The sequence below is a fragment of the Nitratireductor sp. WH36-1 genome (assembly GCF_058725515.1).
The window spans coordinates 3404233-3421230 of sequence record NZ_CM178970.1 but is presented as its reverse complement, the minus strand read 5'-3'; the positions used below and the strand labels follow the sequence as shown (position 1 = coordinate 3421230).

The window sequence follows — 16998 nt, the reverse complement described above, 5'->3', positions numbered from 1 at the left end:
GAGCCCTTAACAGCTTGTTCAATGGAGCCGCAAGCATGACGAACATCGATGTCGCCGCGCTGGAAAAGACAATCGAAAACGCATTCGAAGAGCGCGACGGCGTTTCGACTGAGACCCGTGGTGAGATCCGCGAGGCCGTCGAAGCCTCTCTCGGTCTGCTCGACAGCGGCAAGGCCCGCGTCGCAGAGCGTCAGGAGGATGGCTCCTGGAAGGTGAACCAGTGGCTCAAGAAGGCGGTCCTTCTTTCCTTCCGTCTCAACCCGATGCAGATCATCAAGGGCGGACCGGGCGATGCGGTCTGGTGGGACAAGGTTGCCTCCAAGTTCGATGGCTGGAGCGCCAATGAGTTCGAGAAGGCCGGTTTCCGCGCCGTGCCCAACGCCGTTGTGCGGCACTCGGCCTTTATCGCGCCGGGCGTTGTCCTGATGCCGTCCTTCGTCAATCTCGGCGCTTATGTGGGCGAGGGCACCATGGTCGACACCTGGGCGACCGTCGGCTCCTGCGCGCAGATCGGCAAGAACGTCCACCTTTCCGGCGGCGTTGGCATTGGCGGCGTGCTTGAGCCCATGCAGGCCGGCCCGACCATCATCGAGGACAACTGCTTCATCGGCGCGCGTTCGGAAGTGGTCGAAGGCTGCATCGTGCGCGAAGGCTCGGTGCTCGGCATGGGTGTCTATATCGGCAAGTCGACCAAGATCGTCGATCGCGCCACGGGCGAGATCTTCTATGGCGAAGTGCCGCCCTATTCGGTGGTAGTCGCCGGCTCCATGCCCGGCAAGCCCATGGGCAATGGCGAGCCTGGTCCCGGCCTTTACTGCGCGGTGATCGTGAAGCGTGTCGACGAGAAGACACGCTCCAAGACCTCGATCAACGAACTCCTGCGCGACTAACGGGCAGGCGGAGCGGCGCGATGACCAAGAATCAGATCTCATGGCTGTTCCTGGGTTTCTCCGGACGGGTCAGCCGCGCGGCTTTCTTTCTGGCGGGGCTGCTTCTGGCGGTCCTGCAGGCCCTTGTGCTTTACCGCTTCACCCTGGCGCCGGAAGGCAGCGGCGCCAGCGGCGTGTGGGCATTGCTCTTCTGGGGCATGTTCATGCTGTCGGCATTCTCCTCGGTCGCGCTTGGCGTCAAGCGCCTGCACGATTTCGGAAAGTCCGGCATGTTCGCCTTCGCACTTTTCGTTCCGATGGTTTCGATCCTCGCCTTTATCGTCCTGTGTCTCTATCCGGGCGATCCTGGCGCAAACGAATATGGCGAGCGGACCAACGCGCCGAAGCAATAGAGGGCGGTGGCGGCGTCTTGCTGCGTGACAGCCGCGCGCGGTTGGATTATCCCTCTCACCTATGACACTGCCTACCGATCCCGCGGCGAATCTCGCCGAGCTAATCCGCTGTCCTTCCGTCACGCCGGTCGAAGGTCAGGCGCTTTCCGTGCTTCAGGGCATGTTGAAGGCGCTGGACTGCACGGTCGAGCGTCCCGTCTTCTCCGAGGATGGCACCCCCGACATTGAGAATCTCTACGGCAAGCTTGCCGGAGACGGCCCGCATCTGATGTTTGCCGGGCACACGGATGTGGTTCCGCCGGGCGATGAAGCCGCCTGGAAGCACCCGCCCTTTGCCGCCGCGATTGCCGATGGCCAGATGTATGGCCGTGGCGCGGTGGACATGAAGGGCGGCATTGCCTGTTTCGTCGCCGCGCTTGCGCGCTATGTGAAAACCCATGGCAAGCCGAAGGGCTCCGTTTCGTTCCTCATCACGGGCGATGAGGAAGGCCCGGCCATCAATGGCACGGTGAAGCTTCTGGAATGGGCCGCAGAACGCGGCGAGAAATGGGATGCCTCCATCGTCGGTGAGCCGACCAATCCCGATGCGCTCGGCGACATGATCAAGATCGGCCGTCGCGGGTCGCTGTCCGGCCGCATCACCGTCAACGGGCGTCAGGGCCATGTGGCCTATCCGCACCGCGCAGACAATCCGGTGCCGGGGCTTATGCAGCTCCTCGAGGCGCTGCTCGAACAGCCCTTCGATGAAGGCACGAAGGATTTTCAGCCAAGCAATCTGGAAGTGACCACGGTCGATGTCGGCAACAAGGCCACCAATGTGATCCCGGCGCGCGCAAGCGCTGTTTTCAACATTCGCTTCAACGACACGTGGAGCGCGGAAAGCCTGCAGGCCGAAATCCACAACCGGCTGGATCGCGCCGCAGCCGCAAACCGCCTGCGCGGCAATGCGGAAGAGCCGGTGGATTTCGACATCGAATGGCTCGGCCGGCCAAGCCCGGTCTTCCTGACGCGTGATGACAGGCTGGTCGCAACCCTTTCGGCTTCGGTCGAAGCCGTCGTGGGCGCGCGGCCCGAGCTTTCCACGTCCGGCGGCACGTCGGATGCGCGTTTCATCAAGGATTATTGCCCGGTGGTCGAGTTCGGCCTTGTCGGACAGACCATGCACATGGTCGACGAGCGCGTTGCGCTGGCCGATCTGGAAACCCTCACGCAGATTTATCTGCGCTTCCTTGAAGACTGGTTCGCCTGACAATGCCGTCCTTTGCCGAGATCCAGCAGTATTTTGCCGGCGTCTGGCGCATGATGATGGGGCGTTCCGAGGGGCTGCGCCTGCTCGACCTGTCGGCTGACGGGTTCTGGAATTCCTTCTTCGCCATTCTGGTCGCCTTCCCGCCGCTTGTGGTCGGGTGGGTGACCATCTCAAACGAGCTGGCGGGCGGCGAGGTTGTCGCGGCCCGGTTCGCGCTCTTCAACCGCCTGATGGTCACGGATATTGCCACCTGGGTCATCCCGTTCGCCATTCTCGCGCTGGTGGCGCGGCCGGCGGGCATTGCGGACCGTTTTGTGCACTATGTGGTGGCGAGCAACTGGGCGTCCGCGCTTTTTTCGTGGATCACGCTGCCGGCCATGCTGATCCGCCTGTTCATCCCGGCTGCGGCGGAACTCGCCAATCTTCTCACCTTCGTCATCTTCATCGGCACGCTTGTGCTCTCCTGGCGTCTGACGAATGCGGCCATCGGCAAGGGGCCAGCCGTCGCTTCCGCCGTCTTCGCGGCCATGTTCGCAGCCTCGCTCGGCGTTCTGTTCACCTTTGAGGGGCTTCTGGGGCTGACGCGCGCAGGCTAGGGTCTGAAGCAGCCCGTGAAGCCTTTCTAGGGTCCTGACCCTAGGCAGGGTCGGGCGCGGGTTTCGGCGCCTGTCCGCCATCGCGTCTGGCTGTCACCGCATCGACAATGTCACCCACATTGCGCAGGCTCACATCGCGTTGCGGGAAGGGTATCTCGATGCCTGCTTCGCTCAGCGCCCTGTAGATCTCGAACAGGAGATCCGATCTGGCCGACAGCACGGAATAGACGTCGTTGACGAAGCAGCGCAGCTCGAAGTCGAGCGCGCTTTCGCCGAGCCCCATGAACAGCACCACCGGTTCCGGATATTTCAGCACCAGCCGGTGCGCCCGCGCTTTCTCCAAAAGGATTTCGCGCGTCTTTTCCAGATCACTGCCATAGGCGACACCCACCGGCACGATCAGCCGCCCCGTGTGGCTGCTCAGGGTCATGTTGGTCACGGTGCCGGCGATCAGGTCTGCATTGGGCACGATCACCTCGTGCCGGTCGAAGGTTTCGATGCGGGTGGAACGCACGGAAATCTTGCGCACGATGCCCGAGTTGCCGGCCACCTCGATCCAGTCGCCTTCCTTGATGGGCCGCTCGATCAGGAGAATGATGCCTGAAATGAAGTTCGACACGATGGCCTGCAGGCCAAAGCCGATGCCCACCGAAAGCGCGCCGGCAACGATGGTGATGCTCGAAAGGTCAAGCCCGGCTGTCGACACCGCGATCAGTGCGGATAGCGTGATGCCCACATAGCCAAGCCCGGTCACCACCGCATTGCGCCCGCCGCTGTCGAGGCGTGTCTTGGGCAGAACGGTCGTGCTCAGCATGCGCTGAAGCCAGCGCGTCAGGATCACGCCGATCACGAAGATGGCGACGAGCATCACCACCACGCCGAATGAAATTCGGGTGCCGCCGAACTCGACACCCTCGGTCAGCAGGATCCAGACATCGGAGATGTCGGCCTCCCGCGCGCCCCAGATCAGGGCGAACAGCGGCAGCGTGGCAAGCGCCACGATGGTGGCGGCCGCAAAAGGCATCAGCGAGGAGACGGCCTTCTCCTCGCGAACCGCGATGTGCGAGGCCGAGACAAGCAGCCGGTAGACGGCAAGCGCCACGCCAAGCAGGCCGAGCGAGCGGATCATGGGACCGAGTGCATCGCGGGCGATTTCCACATAGCCCGCAAGGGAAAAAACGACGGCGGCAATGGCGGCAAGGCGGATCAGATAGGCGATCAGCGCGCGGGGATGAAACGCCGTGGCGTCCTCATGGTCCGCATCTGTGCGCGCGGTGGATTCTTCCGGCGGTTTGTCCGATCTGGCCAGAAGCGAAGCCAGTCTCCACAGGAGCAGGCTTCCCAGAAGGACCACCGTGGTTGCCAGAACAGAGCGTGTTTCCGGCGCAAAACTGTAGTCCTTCTCCATCTGCTCCAGCATGATTTCCAGCGCCAGCATGCCGCCGAGCCCAAGGCAGATACGGGTCGCGGTCCGGGCCGCCCTGTCGGACATTTCAACAAAGCGAAAACCGGGCAGCGTGGGGGCGAAAAGCGCATGGCCCAGCCAGTATGAGAACACCAGCAACATGGGCAGCGTTAGCGCAATCGTGTTGAGCGAGCGCCCTTCATAGAGCGTCAGCCCGAGGCTGGCGAATGCGCCGAAGAAGAGCAGGCCGGCAATCAGCGGCAGAATAAAGCGGAGCGCCAGCGAAAGGCCGAGCAGCAGGTTGCGCCGGATCGGGCGGATCGCGGCATTCACCCCGGCATCCATCCGGCGCAGAATGAATGGCTGGATCGCCAGCAGCATCACCAGACTGCCGCCGAAAAGCGCCAGCGCGATCGGGATGCGCTGGCGCGAAAGCAGGCCGCGCGTCGGGTCGCGCACTGCGCCGGAAACCTCGCTTGCAACGCCACTCAGATAGTCGCCCAGTTCTGCAAAGGCGGGCAGCCAGCGGGTTGGCACAAGCGGCGAGGGAATGCGCTCGAACAGGTCCGTTCGCTGGCGTGAGCGTATCAGCTTGTCGATCTCGTCGATCAGCACTTCGGCGCGGTTGAAGGCCTGTTTTGCGGCAAGGATCGGCTTGTTGGCGGCGTCAAACGCTTCCGTCAGCTCGGCGCGGCGGGCGGCGATGGCGGGTGTTTCCTCCGCGCCGTCAGCCGGTGGCGGGCCGAGCGCATCAAGCTGCGCCTGCAGGGTGAGCGTGAGAATGTCGCCGCGCTCGATAATCTCGAACGCTTCTGTGCGCTGCCCCGCAATTTCGGTCCTCAGCGCTTCAAGCGCATCGGTGGAAGCCCGCCGGTTTCTGAGCGCTTCTTCCGCGCGGGCAGCCGAAGCATCCCACCTTATCATCAGCGTGTCGATGTCCGGCGGCGTGTCGGTCTGCACCTGTGCGGCGGCTGTCCGGATGGGGGTGACGAGCAGAAGAAGGATCAGGAACCCGGTCCAAAATCGATGCATGGCGTACCCCGATTGCGAATGCAGTCAGGGCATAGTGCCCGCAATCGGGACCATGAACAAGGCGCAGCCCCCGGTCAGCGCGCAGCGGCGATGGCCGCAAACAGCATCAGAAGAGCGGCCACTGCCGCCGTCGCTCCAAGCCCGAACCCCGCATAGACCGGCCCGAAAGCGAGCGTCCCGGCAAAGGCGGCGATATAGGTCGTGGCGCTGTTCAGCCCCATGATCGCGCCCCGGCGCGTGGGCGCGATGCCGGTCAGCCGGACAATCAGCATGTTGAGGCCCAGATGGTTCGCCAGCCCCCAGACGAAGGCAATGGCGAGCAGGGTCTCGAAACTGTCCGCACCCCAGAGGATCGCCAGATAGACCGCCGCCACAAAGGCGAAGGCGAAAGGCAGGAGATTGCGGACACCCAGATTCTGCACCGGCCTGTCGAGCAGAACCGCCGCCCCGAAACCGAGACCGTAGACCAGCGTCAGCAGCCCGTTGGCGCTGACCGGCTTGCCGAGCGCATTGGCCAGATGGTCGCCGACATAGGCGTAGACGCCATAGAAGGAGCCCATGAACGCGCCGCAGGCCAGAAGCAGCGGCACGAGCCCCGGCGTGCGCAGGGCCGCCAGCGGAGCCATGGCGGGCTCCTCGGAAAGCGTGTCCCGGCGGCCGTTGAAGGCGAGCACGAGAAAGGCCCCCACCGCCAGAAGGCAGACCAGCGCAAACACCGCGCGCCAGTGCAGCATGTCCGCCAGAACCGCCGAAAGGGAGACGCCCGCCACGAGGCTCAGGGTCCAGCCGGTCAGGACGATGCCGACCGTTTCGGTCTCGCGCCCTGAAGGAGCGACGGTCGCCGCATTGGTGTAGATCGCCGGCAGCGCGATGCCGGACGCAAGGCCCGCGACGAGTTGCGCCGCCACCAGAACGGCCAGCAGCGGCGCGACGGCGCTGACGCCCAGCGCGACCGCCAGAACGGCAAAAGCCATCCGCAGCATGCGCCACGCTCCCAGCCGGTCGATGTGGCGGGCAAGGAAAAGGGCGCTGCCCGCCGTGCCCAGACCGAACGCCGCCGAGGCGATCATGACGCCCTGAGCCGACGCGCCAAGAGAGCGCGACACTTCCGGCGCGATGGGCGAAAGAACAAGCGAATTGCAGCCGATCACCGCCACGCAGCCGGTGAGCAGAAAGACTGTTGGCGGAATGCGCGTGTCCAGCGCAAGCGCCAGGTCGCCATCGACAGGTGTTTGATTGAGCTTCGACATATGCGCATAATGTCCGAACCAAATTAAGCTTCAATCGGAATTTGCCGAACCATGAAAGAAACAGATGATATTCACGCGCTGGCCTCCGCAACCCAGCAGCTCGACCCCATGGACCGAAAAATATTAGCCGTCTTGGTCGAAGACGCGACGGTCAGCTACGCGGAGCTGGGCAAGCGGGTGGGCCTTTCCGCACCTGCCGCGCATGAGCGCGTGAAACGGTTGAAGAAAAGCGGCGCGATCCGCCGGATGGCCGCGCTCATCGATCCCGGCGCGGTGGGCAAGGGGCTGCTGGCCTTCATTCACGTCGACACAAGCGGCTGGGGCAAGACGCCGGCGCTGATGGCGATTGCCGAATGTCCCGAGGTGGAGGAAGTGCATTCGGTGGCGGGAGACGCCTGCATGCTCCTGAAGGTGCGGGCCGCTTCCACGCGCGCGCTCGAAGGGCTGCTCGCCCGGCTCTACGACACGCCCGGCGTCAAGGCGACACGCAGCTATGTGGTGCTCTCCACCTATCTGGAGCGCCCGCCGCAGCCGGGCATCACGCCATCCTGGCCGGTGCCGAAAGCCGCGCGGCCCGCCGAGATTGTCTGACCCTAATAGTCCACCTGCGTCAGGTAGAGCCCATGCGGGGGCGCCACCGGGCCGCAGGCCTTGCGGTCGCGTGCTTCCAGCGCCCGCGTCACCGCGTCTGCGTCCCAGCCGCCTTCGCCTACACGCTTCAGCGTTCCGGCGAAGGAGCGCACTTGGTTGTGCAGGAAAGAGCGGGCCGAGGCGCGGATCTCCACAAACGCGCCGTCACGGGTCACGTCGAGCTTTTCCAGCGTCTTGATCGGGCTCTTTGCCTGACACTGGGCCGCGCGGAACGTGGTGAAGTCATGCGTGCCGATCAGCCGCTGCGCCGCCTCGTTCATGGCGTCCACATCCAGCGGCGCGGCCACATGCCAGGCATGGGCGCGGTCCACCGTCAGCGGCGGGCGGCGGTTGTGAATGCGATAGAGATAATGGCGCGCCCTGGCGGAAAACCGGGCGTCGAAGTCGTCGGCCACCTCGGCGGCCTCGATCACGGCCACGGTTTCCTTGGCCATGGCCAGCCGCGCATTTATGGCGTTTTGCACGGTGCGCGCGGTCCATTCACGCGTCAGGTTGAAGTGGGCCACCTGCGCCAGCGCATGCACGCCGGTGTCGGTGCGTCCTGCGCCAAACAGCGTAACCGTCTCACCGGAAAAGGCCAGAATGGCGTTCTCCAGCGCGGCCTGCACGGAATGATGCGTGGCCTGCCGCTGCCAGCCGAAATAGGGGCCGCCATCATATTCGATGTCGATGCGAAAACGCGCCATGGTCAGAGCCCGCCAAAGGCCGGTGCGTAGACCAGCCGTCCTGTTGTTGGTGTCGCGCCCCAAAGGGCGGCCTGCAGCGCTGCGCACTGATAGTCGCTGTCGAAGGCGGCTGCATCCTCATGCGTGTAGCCGAAACGTCCGTAATAGGCCGGCTCGCCGAGCACGATGGAAAGCGTCTCGCCGGCAGCTCTGAGACGCCGATGCGCTTCCTCGACAAGCCGCGCGCCGATGCCCTGCCGCTGGTGCTCCGGCAGAACGGCAAGCGGCGCGAGCGCCACCGCCGGAAAGCTGCCGCCGTCACTCTCGACGGTCAGGCGCGAGAAAAGCACATGACCGCAGATCGCGCCGTCATCGGCTTCGGCCACCAGCGCCAGCACGGCGTCACCCGCCGCGTGAAGAGCGGCAACAAGCCCGGCCTCGCCATCGCCGTCAAAGGCGGCGGTCAGCAGGGCATGAACCGCATCGCGGTCGGCCTCAGTCTCCGGGCGGATGGTGATGGCGCTCATGGGAGCACGGTCCCCTTCTCGAGCTTCGCGCCCCGCAGGAAGTCCACCGCCTTCATCGGCTTGCCACCGGCGCGCTGCACTTCGCTCAGCCGCACCGCGCCATCGCCGCAGGCAATCGTCAGCGTGTCGTCCAGCGCCTCACCGGGCGCGCCTTCGCCGCCGGCGAGCACCGTGCGCAAAAGTTTCACGCGTTCCGGCTTGCTGCCGAACTGCATTTCGCACCATGCGCCGGGGAAGGGCGAGAGCCCGCGAATGTGATCGTGCACTTCCTTCGCGGGACGGGACCAGTCCACCCGTGTCTCGTCTTTCAGGATCTTCCTGGCGTAGGTCGCGCCGTCTTCGGGCTGCGGCGTGAGTTCAAGCGCGCCTTTCTCAAGCGCATCCATCGCCTTCACCATCAGCGCCGCGCCTGTTTCGCGCATGGCGTCATGCAGTTCGCCGCCGGTCATGTCGGGGGTGATGGCAAGGCGCTCCGTCATGGCGACGGGGCCGGTGTCCAGCCCCTCGTCCATCTTCATCACCATCATGCCGGTTTCTGCATCGCCGGCCATGATCGCGCGCTGGATCGGAGCCGCGCCGCGCCAGCGCGGCAGAAGCGAGGCATGGCCGTTGAAGCAGCCAAGGCGCGTGCCTTCCAGAATGGCTTTGGGCAGCAGCAGGCCATAGGCAACGACAATCGCCGCATCCGCATTGAGCGCGCTGAACTCTGCCTGTTCTTCCTCGCTCTTCAGCGATTTGGGCGTGCGCACCTCGATGCCCAGCTCTTCGGCGGCGCGGTGCACGGGCGATTTGGTCAGCTCAAGCCCGCGCCGTCCGGCGGGGCGCGGCGGCTGGGAGTAGACGGCCACGATTTCGTGACCGGCCCCGGCCAGCGCCTGAAGGGTGGCGACCGAGAAATCCGGTGTGCCCATGAAGATGAGACGAAGTGCCATGCCGCGTGTCCGATGCGTCCAGTAAACGAAATGAGCGCATCAGCGCCCATGCGGGTGCTTGAAGCGGATTTACCGGTTGAAGGTCAAGCCCCGCAGGCGGAAATGCCCGTATCGGTCGCGGCAGCAGAGGGGCGGCGTCAGCCGACCATGCGCGCGGGCGGGCGGTCCTTGGCGAGTTTCCTGAACTTGCGCACCACCATGTCGCGCTTCAGCTTCGACAGATAGTCGATGAACAGAACGCCGTTCAGATGGTCGATCTCGTGCTGCAGGCAGGTGGCGAGCAGGCCGTCGGCTTCCACCGTCTGCTCTTTGCCGTCGACATCGAAGTAGTTCACCGTCACGCCGGCCGGGCGTTCCACCTCGGCATAGTAATCGGGGATGGAAAGGCAGCCTTCCTCATGCACGTTGCGCGCATCGGTGCTGGCCACGATCTCGGGGTTGATGACCACGAGCGGAGCCGGCTCTTCGTCCTTCTCGGCAACGTCGATCACCAGCATGCGAAGCGGCTCGCCAACCTGAATGGCGGCAAGGCCGATGCCCGGCGCGTCATACATGGTCGCCAGCATGTCGTCGGCAAATGTGCGCAACTGATCGTCAAAGCGCTCCACCGATTTGGAGGTTTCGCGCAGGATCGGGTCCGGAAGAAGAACAAGCGGTTTGATGGTCATGGCTGTCAGGTAAGCCCTGACCGGCGGAACGTCAATACACAATGGCTGTTCACGTTTTGATCTTATAGTGCTATCCCGAATCCACCAGATCGCCCTGTGTCCCGTTCGGACGCGCAAAGGATGATCCAAATTATTGAGCGAGCATCGGAATAGCCGAACCCGGTTTTCACCTTTCGGCCCCATGCTTCCAACATGGCGGGATAAAGCAGATGTCCGACATTTTCGCAGCACCGGTGGCGCAGCTCGGCGCGAGCACCTTCACGCTGGGGCAGCTGTTGCTGGCTGGCGGCGCTCTGCTCTTTGGTCTCATGGTCCTGCTGATCGCCGGGCTCTGGCGCGCTGCACGGGCGCGCGCGGTCGCAGCCGCGGAAGCGGCGCAACATGCCCGCGAGGCCGAGGCGCGCATGGTCGAGCTCACACGGGCGCAGGCCGAGTTGCAGGGGCGCATGGGGTCGATTGCCGAAGTGTTCGGCAACCGGCAGGCCGAACTCACCCGCGCCCTGTCGGAGCGGCTTGATGGCATGAGCACGCGCCTTGGCCAGTCGATCCATCAGCAGACCAAGTCGACGCATGAGAACCTGGCGAAGCTGCAGGAGCGGCTGGCGGTCATTGATACCGCACAGAACAACATCCAGTCGCTTGCCGGCCAGGTGGTGCAGCTCCAGCAGATCCTCTCCAACAAGCAGACGCGCGGGGCGTTCGGCCAGTCTCGCATGGAGGCGATCATTGCCGATGGTCTTCCGCATGGGGCCTATGAGTTTCAGGCCACGCTCTCCAATGGCAGCCGGCCCGACTGCGTGGTGAAGATGCCCAATGACGCGCCGTCGCTGGTGATCGACGCCAAGTTTCCGCTTGAGGCGTGGAACGCCATTCGCGCCGCCTCGGAAGGCGAGGGCGGCAGTCCCGAAGCGCGCAAGGGGGCGGAGGCGGCGTTCCGGCGCGATATCGATGTGCATATCAGGGCGATTTCGGAAAAATACCTCCTCACCGGAGAGACGCAGGACACGGCGTTCATGTTCGTGCCCTCGGAATCGATCTTCGCCGAGATCCACGAGAACTTCGAAAACCTCGTTCAGCGCGCCCACCGCGCCCGCGTGGTGATCGTTTCTCCGTCGCTGCTCATGCTGTCGATCCAGGTGATTCAGGCAGTGCTCAAGGATGCGCGCATGCGTGAGCAGGCGCATCTGATTCAGGCCGAGGTGGTGCGGCTGATGCAGGATGTGGGCCGGCTTGATGAAAGGGTGCGCAAGCTGCAAACCCATTTCATGCAGGCCAACCGCGACATCGATCAGATCCTGACCTCGACCGAAAAGGTCACCAGGCGCGGCGAGAAGATCGAGGCGCTGGAACTGGGCGCGGGCGAGGCGGAGAAACCGGCAAAGGACGACAATCGCCTTGCGCCAAAACCGCCGACCGGCGAGGGCGGTCACGGCTCCGGCCAGCTACGCCTGCGCGTCGTGGATGAATAGTTCGAATATTTTCGAAATAAGATTGACAGTGCGGGCGCTGGGATTTAGGCGTCCGTACCATGGAACTTGAAACCGCATCCTCCCAGCTTGAAGCGCTCGGCAATCCGGTGCGGTTGCGCATCTACCGCATGCTTGTGCGTGCGGGTGGCGAGGGCATGCCCGTCGGCGGGTTGCAGGAGCGGCTCTCCATGCCCGCCTCCACCCTTTCGCATCATTGCAAGAAGCTTCTGGAAACCGGCCTCATCACGCGCGAGCGGCAGGGCACCACGCTTATCTGCCGGGCGCATTACCCGGCCATGCATGCACTGATCGGTTATCTCGTGGACGAATGCTGTGTCGAAAGCTGCCAGCCCCAGAGCTCCGGGGAAAACTGACGATGGCGCGCGCCCGGACCGCTGAGCCTGGATACAGGCGCATGATTACGGCGCTCGGCATCGCGCAGATCTGTTCCTGGGGCTCGATCTTCTACAGTTTCCCGCTCATTGCCGAAGCCATGCGCGTCGAACTCGGCTGGTCGAAGCCGCTTCTTTACGGCGGTGCGACGGCGGGGCTTCTTCTGGCAGCCTTCGCCGCCTTTCCGGTTGGCGCGGCCATCGACCGGGGCTATGGGCGCTGGGTCATGAGCGGCGCATCGCTGACGGCGGGGCTCCTCTATCTCCTGTGGTCGCAGGTCGACAGCATCGCCTTCTTCTATGTGGTTGTGCCGCTGCTCGGCGGGCTTCAGGCGGCAACGCTTTACGAGCCGGCCTTTGCGGTGCTGGCCCGCCGCGTCGGTGCGCTTGAGGCGCGGCGCGCCATCACTGCGCTCACCCTGTGGGGCGGTTTTGCCAGCACGGTCTTCGTGCCGCTGGTGCAATGGCTCATCGCGACGCTTGGCTGGCGCGGTGCGCTGATGGTGCTGGGCGCGATCAACGCCTTTGTGTGCGCGAGCCTCTATTTTGCGGTGATCGATCCTGCCCGCGACAGGCCGAAGGAGCCGGCAGCCGAAGGCGCGCGGCCGGTCATGAACGGGCGCGAAGCGGTGTTCTGGGCGTTTCGTCAGCCGGTGTTCTGGGCGCTGGCGCTGTTCCTGGTGCTTTACGCCGGGGTGTTCTCCAGCCTGAGCTTCCACATCTATCCGCTGCTTCTGGAGCGGGGGCTGAGTGCCGCCGAAGTGGTGAGCATCGTCGCGGTCATCGGCCCGGCGCAGGTGGCTGGCCGCATCGTGATCTGGACGTTTGCGCCCAATGCGCCCGTACGCCTCATCGGCGCTGCCATGGTCGCGGTGTTTCCGCTGGTGCTTCTGGGCTATGCCTTCGCGCCGCCGCACGTGCTTCTGATCGCGGCGATTGCAGCCGTTTACGGCGCAGCCAATGGCATGATGACCATTGTGCGCGGCCTTGCCGTTCCCGAAATGCTGAGCCGCGAGGCCTATGGCGCGATCAACGGCGCGCTCATCACGCCGTCACGCACGATCGAGGCGCTGGCCCCGCTGGGCGTCGCCGCGCTGTGGGCGGCAAGCGGCGGCTATGATCTCTATCTGATGCTCGCCTTCGCAGCCACGCTGGTGATGGTGGGGGCGTTCTGGACGGCCTCTTTCATGGCCCGCCCAAAATTTCCGAAAACGCATTAAAACGAGCGAATTCCCGCGATTTTTCCCGAATTCTCGCGAAAACGGGAAAAATCGCTGGCTGTGAAATGTCCAGAGCAATTCCAGGAAAAACGGGAACCGGTTTTCCGTCCGGAATTGCGCAAGAACTCTAGACCGAGAAGCGGGCCGTCAGCGCTTCCAGCGCCGCGGCGTCGGCTGCCGGACGCTCGCGCAGCGCTGCCACGAGGCAGGCTTCGGAACGCAGGATCACGCCATCGTCGAGCACCTTCAGGTGATTGGCGTCGAGCGTCGAGCCGGTCGAGGTGATGTCGACGATGATGTCGGCGGAACCGGCTGCCGGCGCACCTTCGGTCGCGCCGAGGCTCTCCACGATGCGGTAGACCTGAATGCCGTGCTTCTGCGAGAAGAACTGCTGCGTCAGCCGCCAGTATTTCGTGGCAATCCGCAGGCGGCGTCCGTGACGGTGGCGGAAATCGGCGGCCACATCGTCCAGATCGGCCATGGTGGCCACGTCGAACCAGACTTCCGGCACCGCAACCACCACGTCTGCCCGGCCAAAGCCCAGCCGCGCGGCGATCTCCACCTTGCGTTCCCAGTCGGGAATGGTTTCGCGCACAAGATCTTCGCCGGTCACGCCGAGGTCGACCGTGCCGCGCTCCAGCTCACGGGCGATTTCGGATGCGGATAGGAACGCGATCTCCACCCCGTCGACGCCTTCCAGCGTCGCGCGGTAGCTGCGGTCGTTTTCCGGCAGGTGAACGGTCAGGCCGGCCTTTTCGAGCTGGGCCAGCGCGTTTTCCTTGAGGCGGCCCTTGGAGGGCAGGGCGATGGTGATGCTCATGCCGCCGTCTCCCTGAGTGCTGCAACGCGATCGAGCCAGATGGAAAAGCCGACGCCGGGAATGGGCGTCTCTGCGCCCAGAAGCGTCAGGAGCCGGTCATAGCGCCCGCCGCCAGCCAGCGGCTGCACTGCATCCGAAGCGGCGATCTCGAACACGAAACCGGTGTAGTAATCGAGCGGACGGCCAAAGCCGGCGTCATAGGTCAGTGCGTCGAGCGGCAGGCCCTCGGCCTCGATGCGTTCGGCACGCGCTGCAAAGGTTTCGAGCGCGTCGTCGAGGATCAGCCCGTTGTCGGCGGCGAAGGCCGAAAGCCGTTCGCCGGCCTCGGCAAAGGGCACGCGCAGGGAGACGAACGCCTTGAGCGCGCTCATCGCCTCGTCCGTCAGCCGAACGCTGCGCAGCTCGGCCTTTTCGATCAGGCGGCGGGCGATCTCTTCGGGCGTGCGCCCGGCGGATGGCGAAAGGCCGGTCTCTTCCATGACCGTGCCGACATGTTCGGCAAGGGCTGCCTCATCGCCCCGCGCCACCAGACCGGCAATCGCGCGCGGCAGATTGGCCGTGCCCTGCGGATTGGCGAGGTCGTCGAGCGCCGCCTGTAAAAGCGTCTGCGAGCCGAAGGCGCGGGTGAGGCGCATCTGCCAGCCGCGCGGCAGGCCAAGGGCCGCCAGCACCGCTTCAAACACCGCCTGATCGCCAAGCGTCACGGACAGTGTCTCGCCCGGCAGAACGCGTGTCAGAAGCGCATGCGCATCGGCCAGCGAACGCGCATCGGCTCCCGCCCGGTCGCTTGTGCCCAGATCCTCAATGCCTGCCTGAAGGAATTCCGCACCGCCTTCGCGCTGCTGGCGGAACACCTCGCCCAGATAGGCATAGCGCTGCGGCGTGGCGGCGCGCTTGTCGATGTGGTCGCGGCAGACGGGAATGGTGAATTCCGGCCTGAGGCAAAGATTGGCTCCGGTCTCGCTCTCCGTCAGGAAGATGCGGCGGCGCAGATCCTCGCCGGCCATGTCCAGAAACGGATCGGCCGGCTGGATGATGGCGATGTCGGTCAGCGCCGCATCGCGTTCTTCGAAGATCGTGACGATCTCGTCGGCGAAGTCGGGTGCACGCAAGGTCATCGGGCGATCTCCCGCCTCACGCTGCGGGCAAGGTTTTCGCACGATATCTGGCGTCGGCGCTGCCCCTCATCCGCCTGCCGGCACCTTCTCCCCGCCTGCGGGGAGAAGGAAGATGGCCGCAAGGTTGATGTCTCCCTCTCCCCGCTGGCGGGGAGAGGGTAAGGGTGAGGGGCGAGCGCTGCGCTGCTGAAACTTGCGATGGCGGCTGTCATCACGCCGCCTCGCCGGCCTGTGCGGCGAGCATCTTGCGCACCGCATCCACCAGCTCGTCTTCGCTGACGGTCAGCTGCGCCACGCGCGCCTCGCGCCATTCTTCATTGCTTTCGATCTCGGCGGAGAGCCGCTTGCCCTCAAGCAGGTCCTTGATCTGGATCTCGCCATTGGCGCGCTCGTCCGCCCCCTGAATGATGGCGACCGGGCTGCCGCGCCGGTCGGCATATTTCAGCTGGTTGCCGAATTTCTTCCAGTTGCCCTGATACATCTCGGCGCGAATGCCGGCAGCGCGCAGTTTCTGCGTGAACTGCTGGTATTTCGCCATGGCTTCGGTGTCGCCGTCCATGACGGTGACGAGCACGGGCGGCAGTACGGGGTCCTGACCGAGCTTGCCGAGGTTCTTCAGCGCCGTCATCAGGCGCGATACGCCGATGGAGAAACCCGTTGCCGGAACCGGCTGGCCACGGAAGCGCGACACGAGCCCGTCATAACGCCCGCCGCCGCCAACGGAGCCGAAGCGCACGATATCGCCCTTCTCATTGGGGATTTCGGCGGTCAGCTCGGCCTCGAAAACGGGACCGGTGTAATATTCGAGGCCGCGCACGACGGAGGGGTCGATGCTGATGCGGCTCTCATCGTAGCCGGCTGCGCGGCACAGGCTTTCGATCTGCGCCAGTTCGGAAGCGCCCGACTGGAAGGTCGGGTTCTCGAGACCACCGGCCTTGCCGTCGATGTAGTCGAGAACGATCTGTGCGTTTGCATCATCCAGCCCGGCGCCCTTCGTGAAGTCGCCTTCGCCTTCCTTGCCGCCGTCCCAGCGACCGGGGCCGAGAAGCAGTTTCACGCCTTCCGGTCCGAACTTGTCCAGCTTGTCGATGGCGCGCAGCACGGTCAGCTTCTGGCCGTCTTCGGAAACGCCAATGGCTTCCATCACGCCGTCGAGAACCTTGCGGTTGTTGACGCGGATCACATAGTCGCCGCGCGCAATGCCCAGCGCTTCCATCACATCGGCCATCATCATGCACATCTCGGCATCGGCGGCCACGCCCGGCGCGCCCACCGTGTCGGCGTCGAACTGCATGAACTGGCGGAAACGGCCCGGTCCCGGCTTCTCGTTGCGGAACACATAACCCGCCCGGTAGGTGCGGTAGGGAAGCTGGATGTCGTTGAAATTCTCGGCCACGTGACGCGCCAGCGGGGCGGTCAGATCGTAGCGCAGCGAAAGCCACTGCTCGTCGTCGTCCTGCAGCGAGAACACGCCTTCATTGGGCCGGTCCTGATCAGGCAGGAACTTGCCCAGCGCATCGGTGTATTCGAAGATCGGGGTCTCGATCGGGTCGAAACCGTAACGCTCATAGACCTCGCGGATCCGCGCGTTCATCTCTTCGACGGCGCGAATGTCGCTCGCATGGCGGTCGACAAAGCCGCGTGGGAGCCTCGCCCGGGTCTTGTCAGCCTTTTTAGCCATGTCGAAATCCGTCCGTAAAATGAAGAAAACCGCGCCCGGAA

17 protein-coding genes are annotated in these 16998 nt (G+C 64.5%); 8 read left to right on the top strand and 9 right to left on the bottom strand.

What is annotated here, in order from left to right:
- Positions 1 to 35 precede the first annotated feature (35 nt).
- From dapD to AC4PTT_RS16435, 4 genes are all read left to right on the top strand, one after another.
- Positions 36 to 890, top strand: coding sequence for a 2,3,4,5-tetrahydropyridine-2,6-dicarboxylate N-succinyltransferase (gene dapD / locus AC4PTT_RS16450; protein WP_113154311.1), 855 nt, complete (start codon positions 36 to 38; stop codon positions 888 to 890).
- A gap of 20 nt (positions 891 to 910) precedes the next feature.
- The gene (locus tag AC4PTT_RS16445; RefSeq protein ID WP_113154312.1) at positions 911 to 1282 is read left to right on the top strand and encodes a DUF805 domain-containing protein; all 372 of its coding nucleotides are present in this window, start codon (positions 911 to 913) and stop codon (positions 1280 to 1282) included.
- A gap of 61 nt (positions 1283 to 1343) precedes the next feature.
- Entirely contained in the window at positions 1344 to 2531 is a 1188-nt protein-coding gene (gene dapE, locus AC4PTT_RS16440) for a succinyl-diaminopimelate desuccinylase (RefSeq protein ID WP_492161667.1), read from the top strand.
- 2 nt (positions 2532 to 2533) lie between these two features.
- Complete coding sequence (locus AC4PTT_RS16435) at positions 2534 to 3127, top strand: transporter (protein WP_206544709.1); 594 nt, start codon at positions 2534 to 2536, stop codon at positions 3125 to 3127.
- Positions 3128 to 3167: 40 nt separating this feature from the next.
- Here the strand turns inward: AC4PTT_RS16435 and AC4PTT_RS16430 are convergent, their stop codons facing one another.
- Positions 3168 to 5564, bottom strand: a complete 2397-nt coding sequence (locus tag AC4PTT_RS16430) for a DUF3772 domain-containing protein (RefSeq protein WP_492161666.1) — start codon at positions 5562 to 5564, stop codon at positions 3168 to 3170.
- 74 nt (positions 5565 to 5638) lie between these two features.
- Positions 5639 to 6814, bottom strand: coding sequence for an MFS transporter (locus tag AC4PTT_RS16425; RefSeq protein ID WP_492161665.1), 1176 nt, complete (start codon positions 6812 to 6814; stop codon positions 5639 to 5641).
- 51 nt (positions 6815 to 6865) lie between these two features.
- Here AC4PTT_RS16425 and AC4PTT_RS16420 point away from each other — a divergent pair, with 51 nt between their 5' ends.
- Complete coding sequence (locus AC4PTT_RS16420; protein WP_206547142.1) at positions 6866 to 7405, top strand: Lrp/AsnC family transcriptional regulator; 540 nt, start codon at positions 6866 to 6868, stop codon at positions 7403 to 7405.
- Positions 7406 to 7407: 2 nt separating this feature from the next.
- Here the strand turns inward: AC4PTT_RS16420 and truA are convergent, their stop codons facing one another.
- From truA to def, 4 genes are all read right to left on the bottom strand, one after another.
- Complete coding sequence (truA, locus tag AC4PTT_RS16415) at positions 7408 to 8151, bottom strand: tRNA pseudouridine(38-40) synthase TruA (protein WP_206547144.1); 744 nt, start codon at positions 8149 to 8151, stop codon at positions 7408 to 7410.
- Between the two features lie 2 nt (positions 8152 to 8153).
- Complete coding sequence (locus tag AC4PTT_RS16410) at positions 8154 to 8657, bottom strand: GNAT family N-acetyltransferase (protein ID WP_492161664.1); 504 nt, start codon at positions 8655 to 8657, stop codon at positions 8154 to 8156.
- The gene (gene fmt, locus AC4PTT_RS16405; RefSeq protein WP_492161663.1) at positions 8654 to 9589 is read right to left on the bottom strand and encodes a methionyl-tRNA formyltransferase; all 936 of its coding nucleotides are present in this window, start codon (positions 9587 to 9589) and stop codon (positions 8654 to 8656) included. The genes AC4PTT_RS16410 and fmt overlap by 4 nt, the downstream gene beginning before the upstream one ends.
- Positions 9590 to 9726: 137 nt before the next feature.
- A complete protein-coding gene (gene def / locus AC4PTT_RS16400) occupies positions 9727 to 10257 on the bottom strand; it encodes a peptide deformylase (protein WP_113154321.1) in 531 nt (176 codons plus the stop codon).
- A 209-nt stretch (positions 10258 to 10466) separates the two neighbouring features.
- On the opposite strand from def, the gene AC4PTT_RS16395 reads away from it, so the two are divergent.
- Genes AC4PTT_RS16395 through AC4PTT_RS16385 form a run of 3 tightly spaced genes read left to right on the top strand, consistent with a single transcriptional unit; the run spans position 10467 to position 13338 of the window.
- Positions 10467 to 11726 (top strand): DNA recombination protein RmuC, encoded by a 1260-nt coding sequence (locus tag AC4PTT_RS16395; protein ID WP_492161662.1) that lies wholly within the window; start codon positions 10467 to 10469, stop codon positions 11724 to 11726.
- Between the two features lie 59 nt (positions 11727 to 11785).
- Positions 11786 to 12100, top strand: a complete 315-nt coding sequence (locus AC4PTT_RS16390; RefSeq protein ID WP_113154323.1) for an ArsR/SmtB family transcription factor — start codon at positions 11786 to 11788, stop codon at positions 12098 to 12100.
- Positions 12101 to 12141: 41 nt separating this feature from the next.
- Positions 12142 to 13338 carry an MFS transporter gene (locus AC4PTT_RS16385; RefSeq protein ID WP_492161661.1) on the top strand — a complete coding sequence of 399 codons (1197 nt, stop codon included), beginning with the start codon at positions 12142 to 12144 and terminating at the stop codon, positions 13336 to 13338.
- Positions 13339 to 13465: 127 nt separating this feature from the next.
- On the opposite strand, the gene hisG is transcribed toward AC4PTT_RS16385, so the two are convergent.
- The 3 genes from hisG to hisS form a co-directional block, all read right to left on the bottom strand.
- Positions 13466 to 14158, bottom strand: coding sequence for an ATP phosphoribosyltransferase (gene hisG / locus AC4PTT_RS16380; RefSeq protein ID WP_206544718.1), 693 nt, complete (start codon positions 14156 to 14158; stop codon positions 13466 to 13468).
- Positions 14155 to 15276, bottom strand: a complete 1122-nt coding sequence (locus AC4PTT_RS16375; protein WP_492161660.1) for an ATP phosphoribosyltransferase regulatory subunit — start codon at positions 15274 to 15276, stop codon at positions 14155 to 14157. The genes hisG and AC4PTT_RS16375 overlap by 4 nt, the downstream gene beginning before the upstream one ends.
- A 211-nt stretch (positions 15277 to 15487) precedes the next feature.
- A complete protein-coding gene (hisS, locus tag AC4PTT_RS16370; protein WP_113154327.1) occupies positions 15488 to 16957 on the bottom strand; it encodes a histidine--tRNA ligase in 1470 nt (489 codons plus the stop codon).
- Positions 16958 to 16998 lie beyond the last annotated feature (41 nt).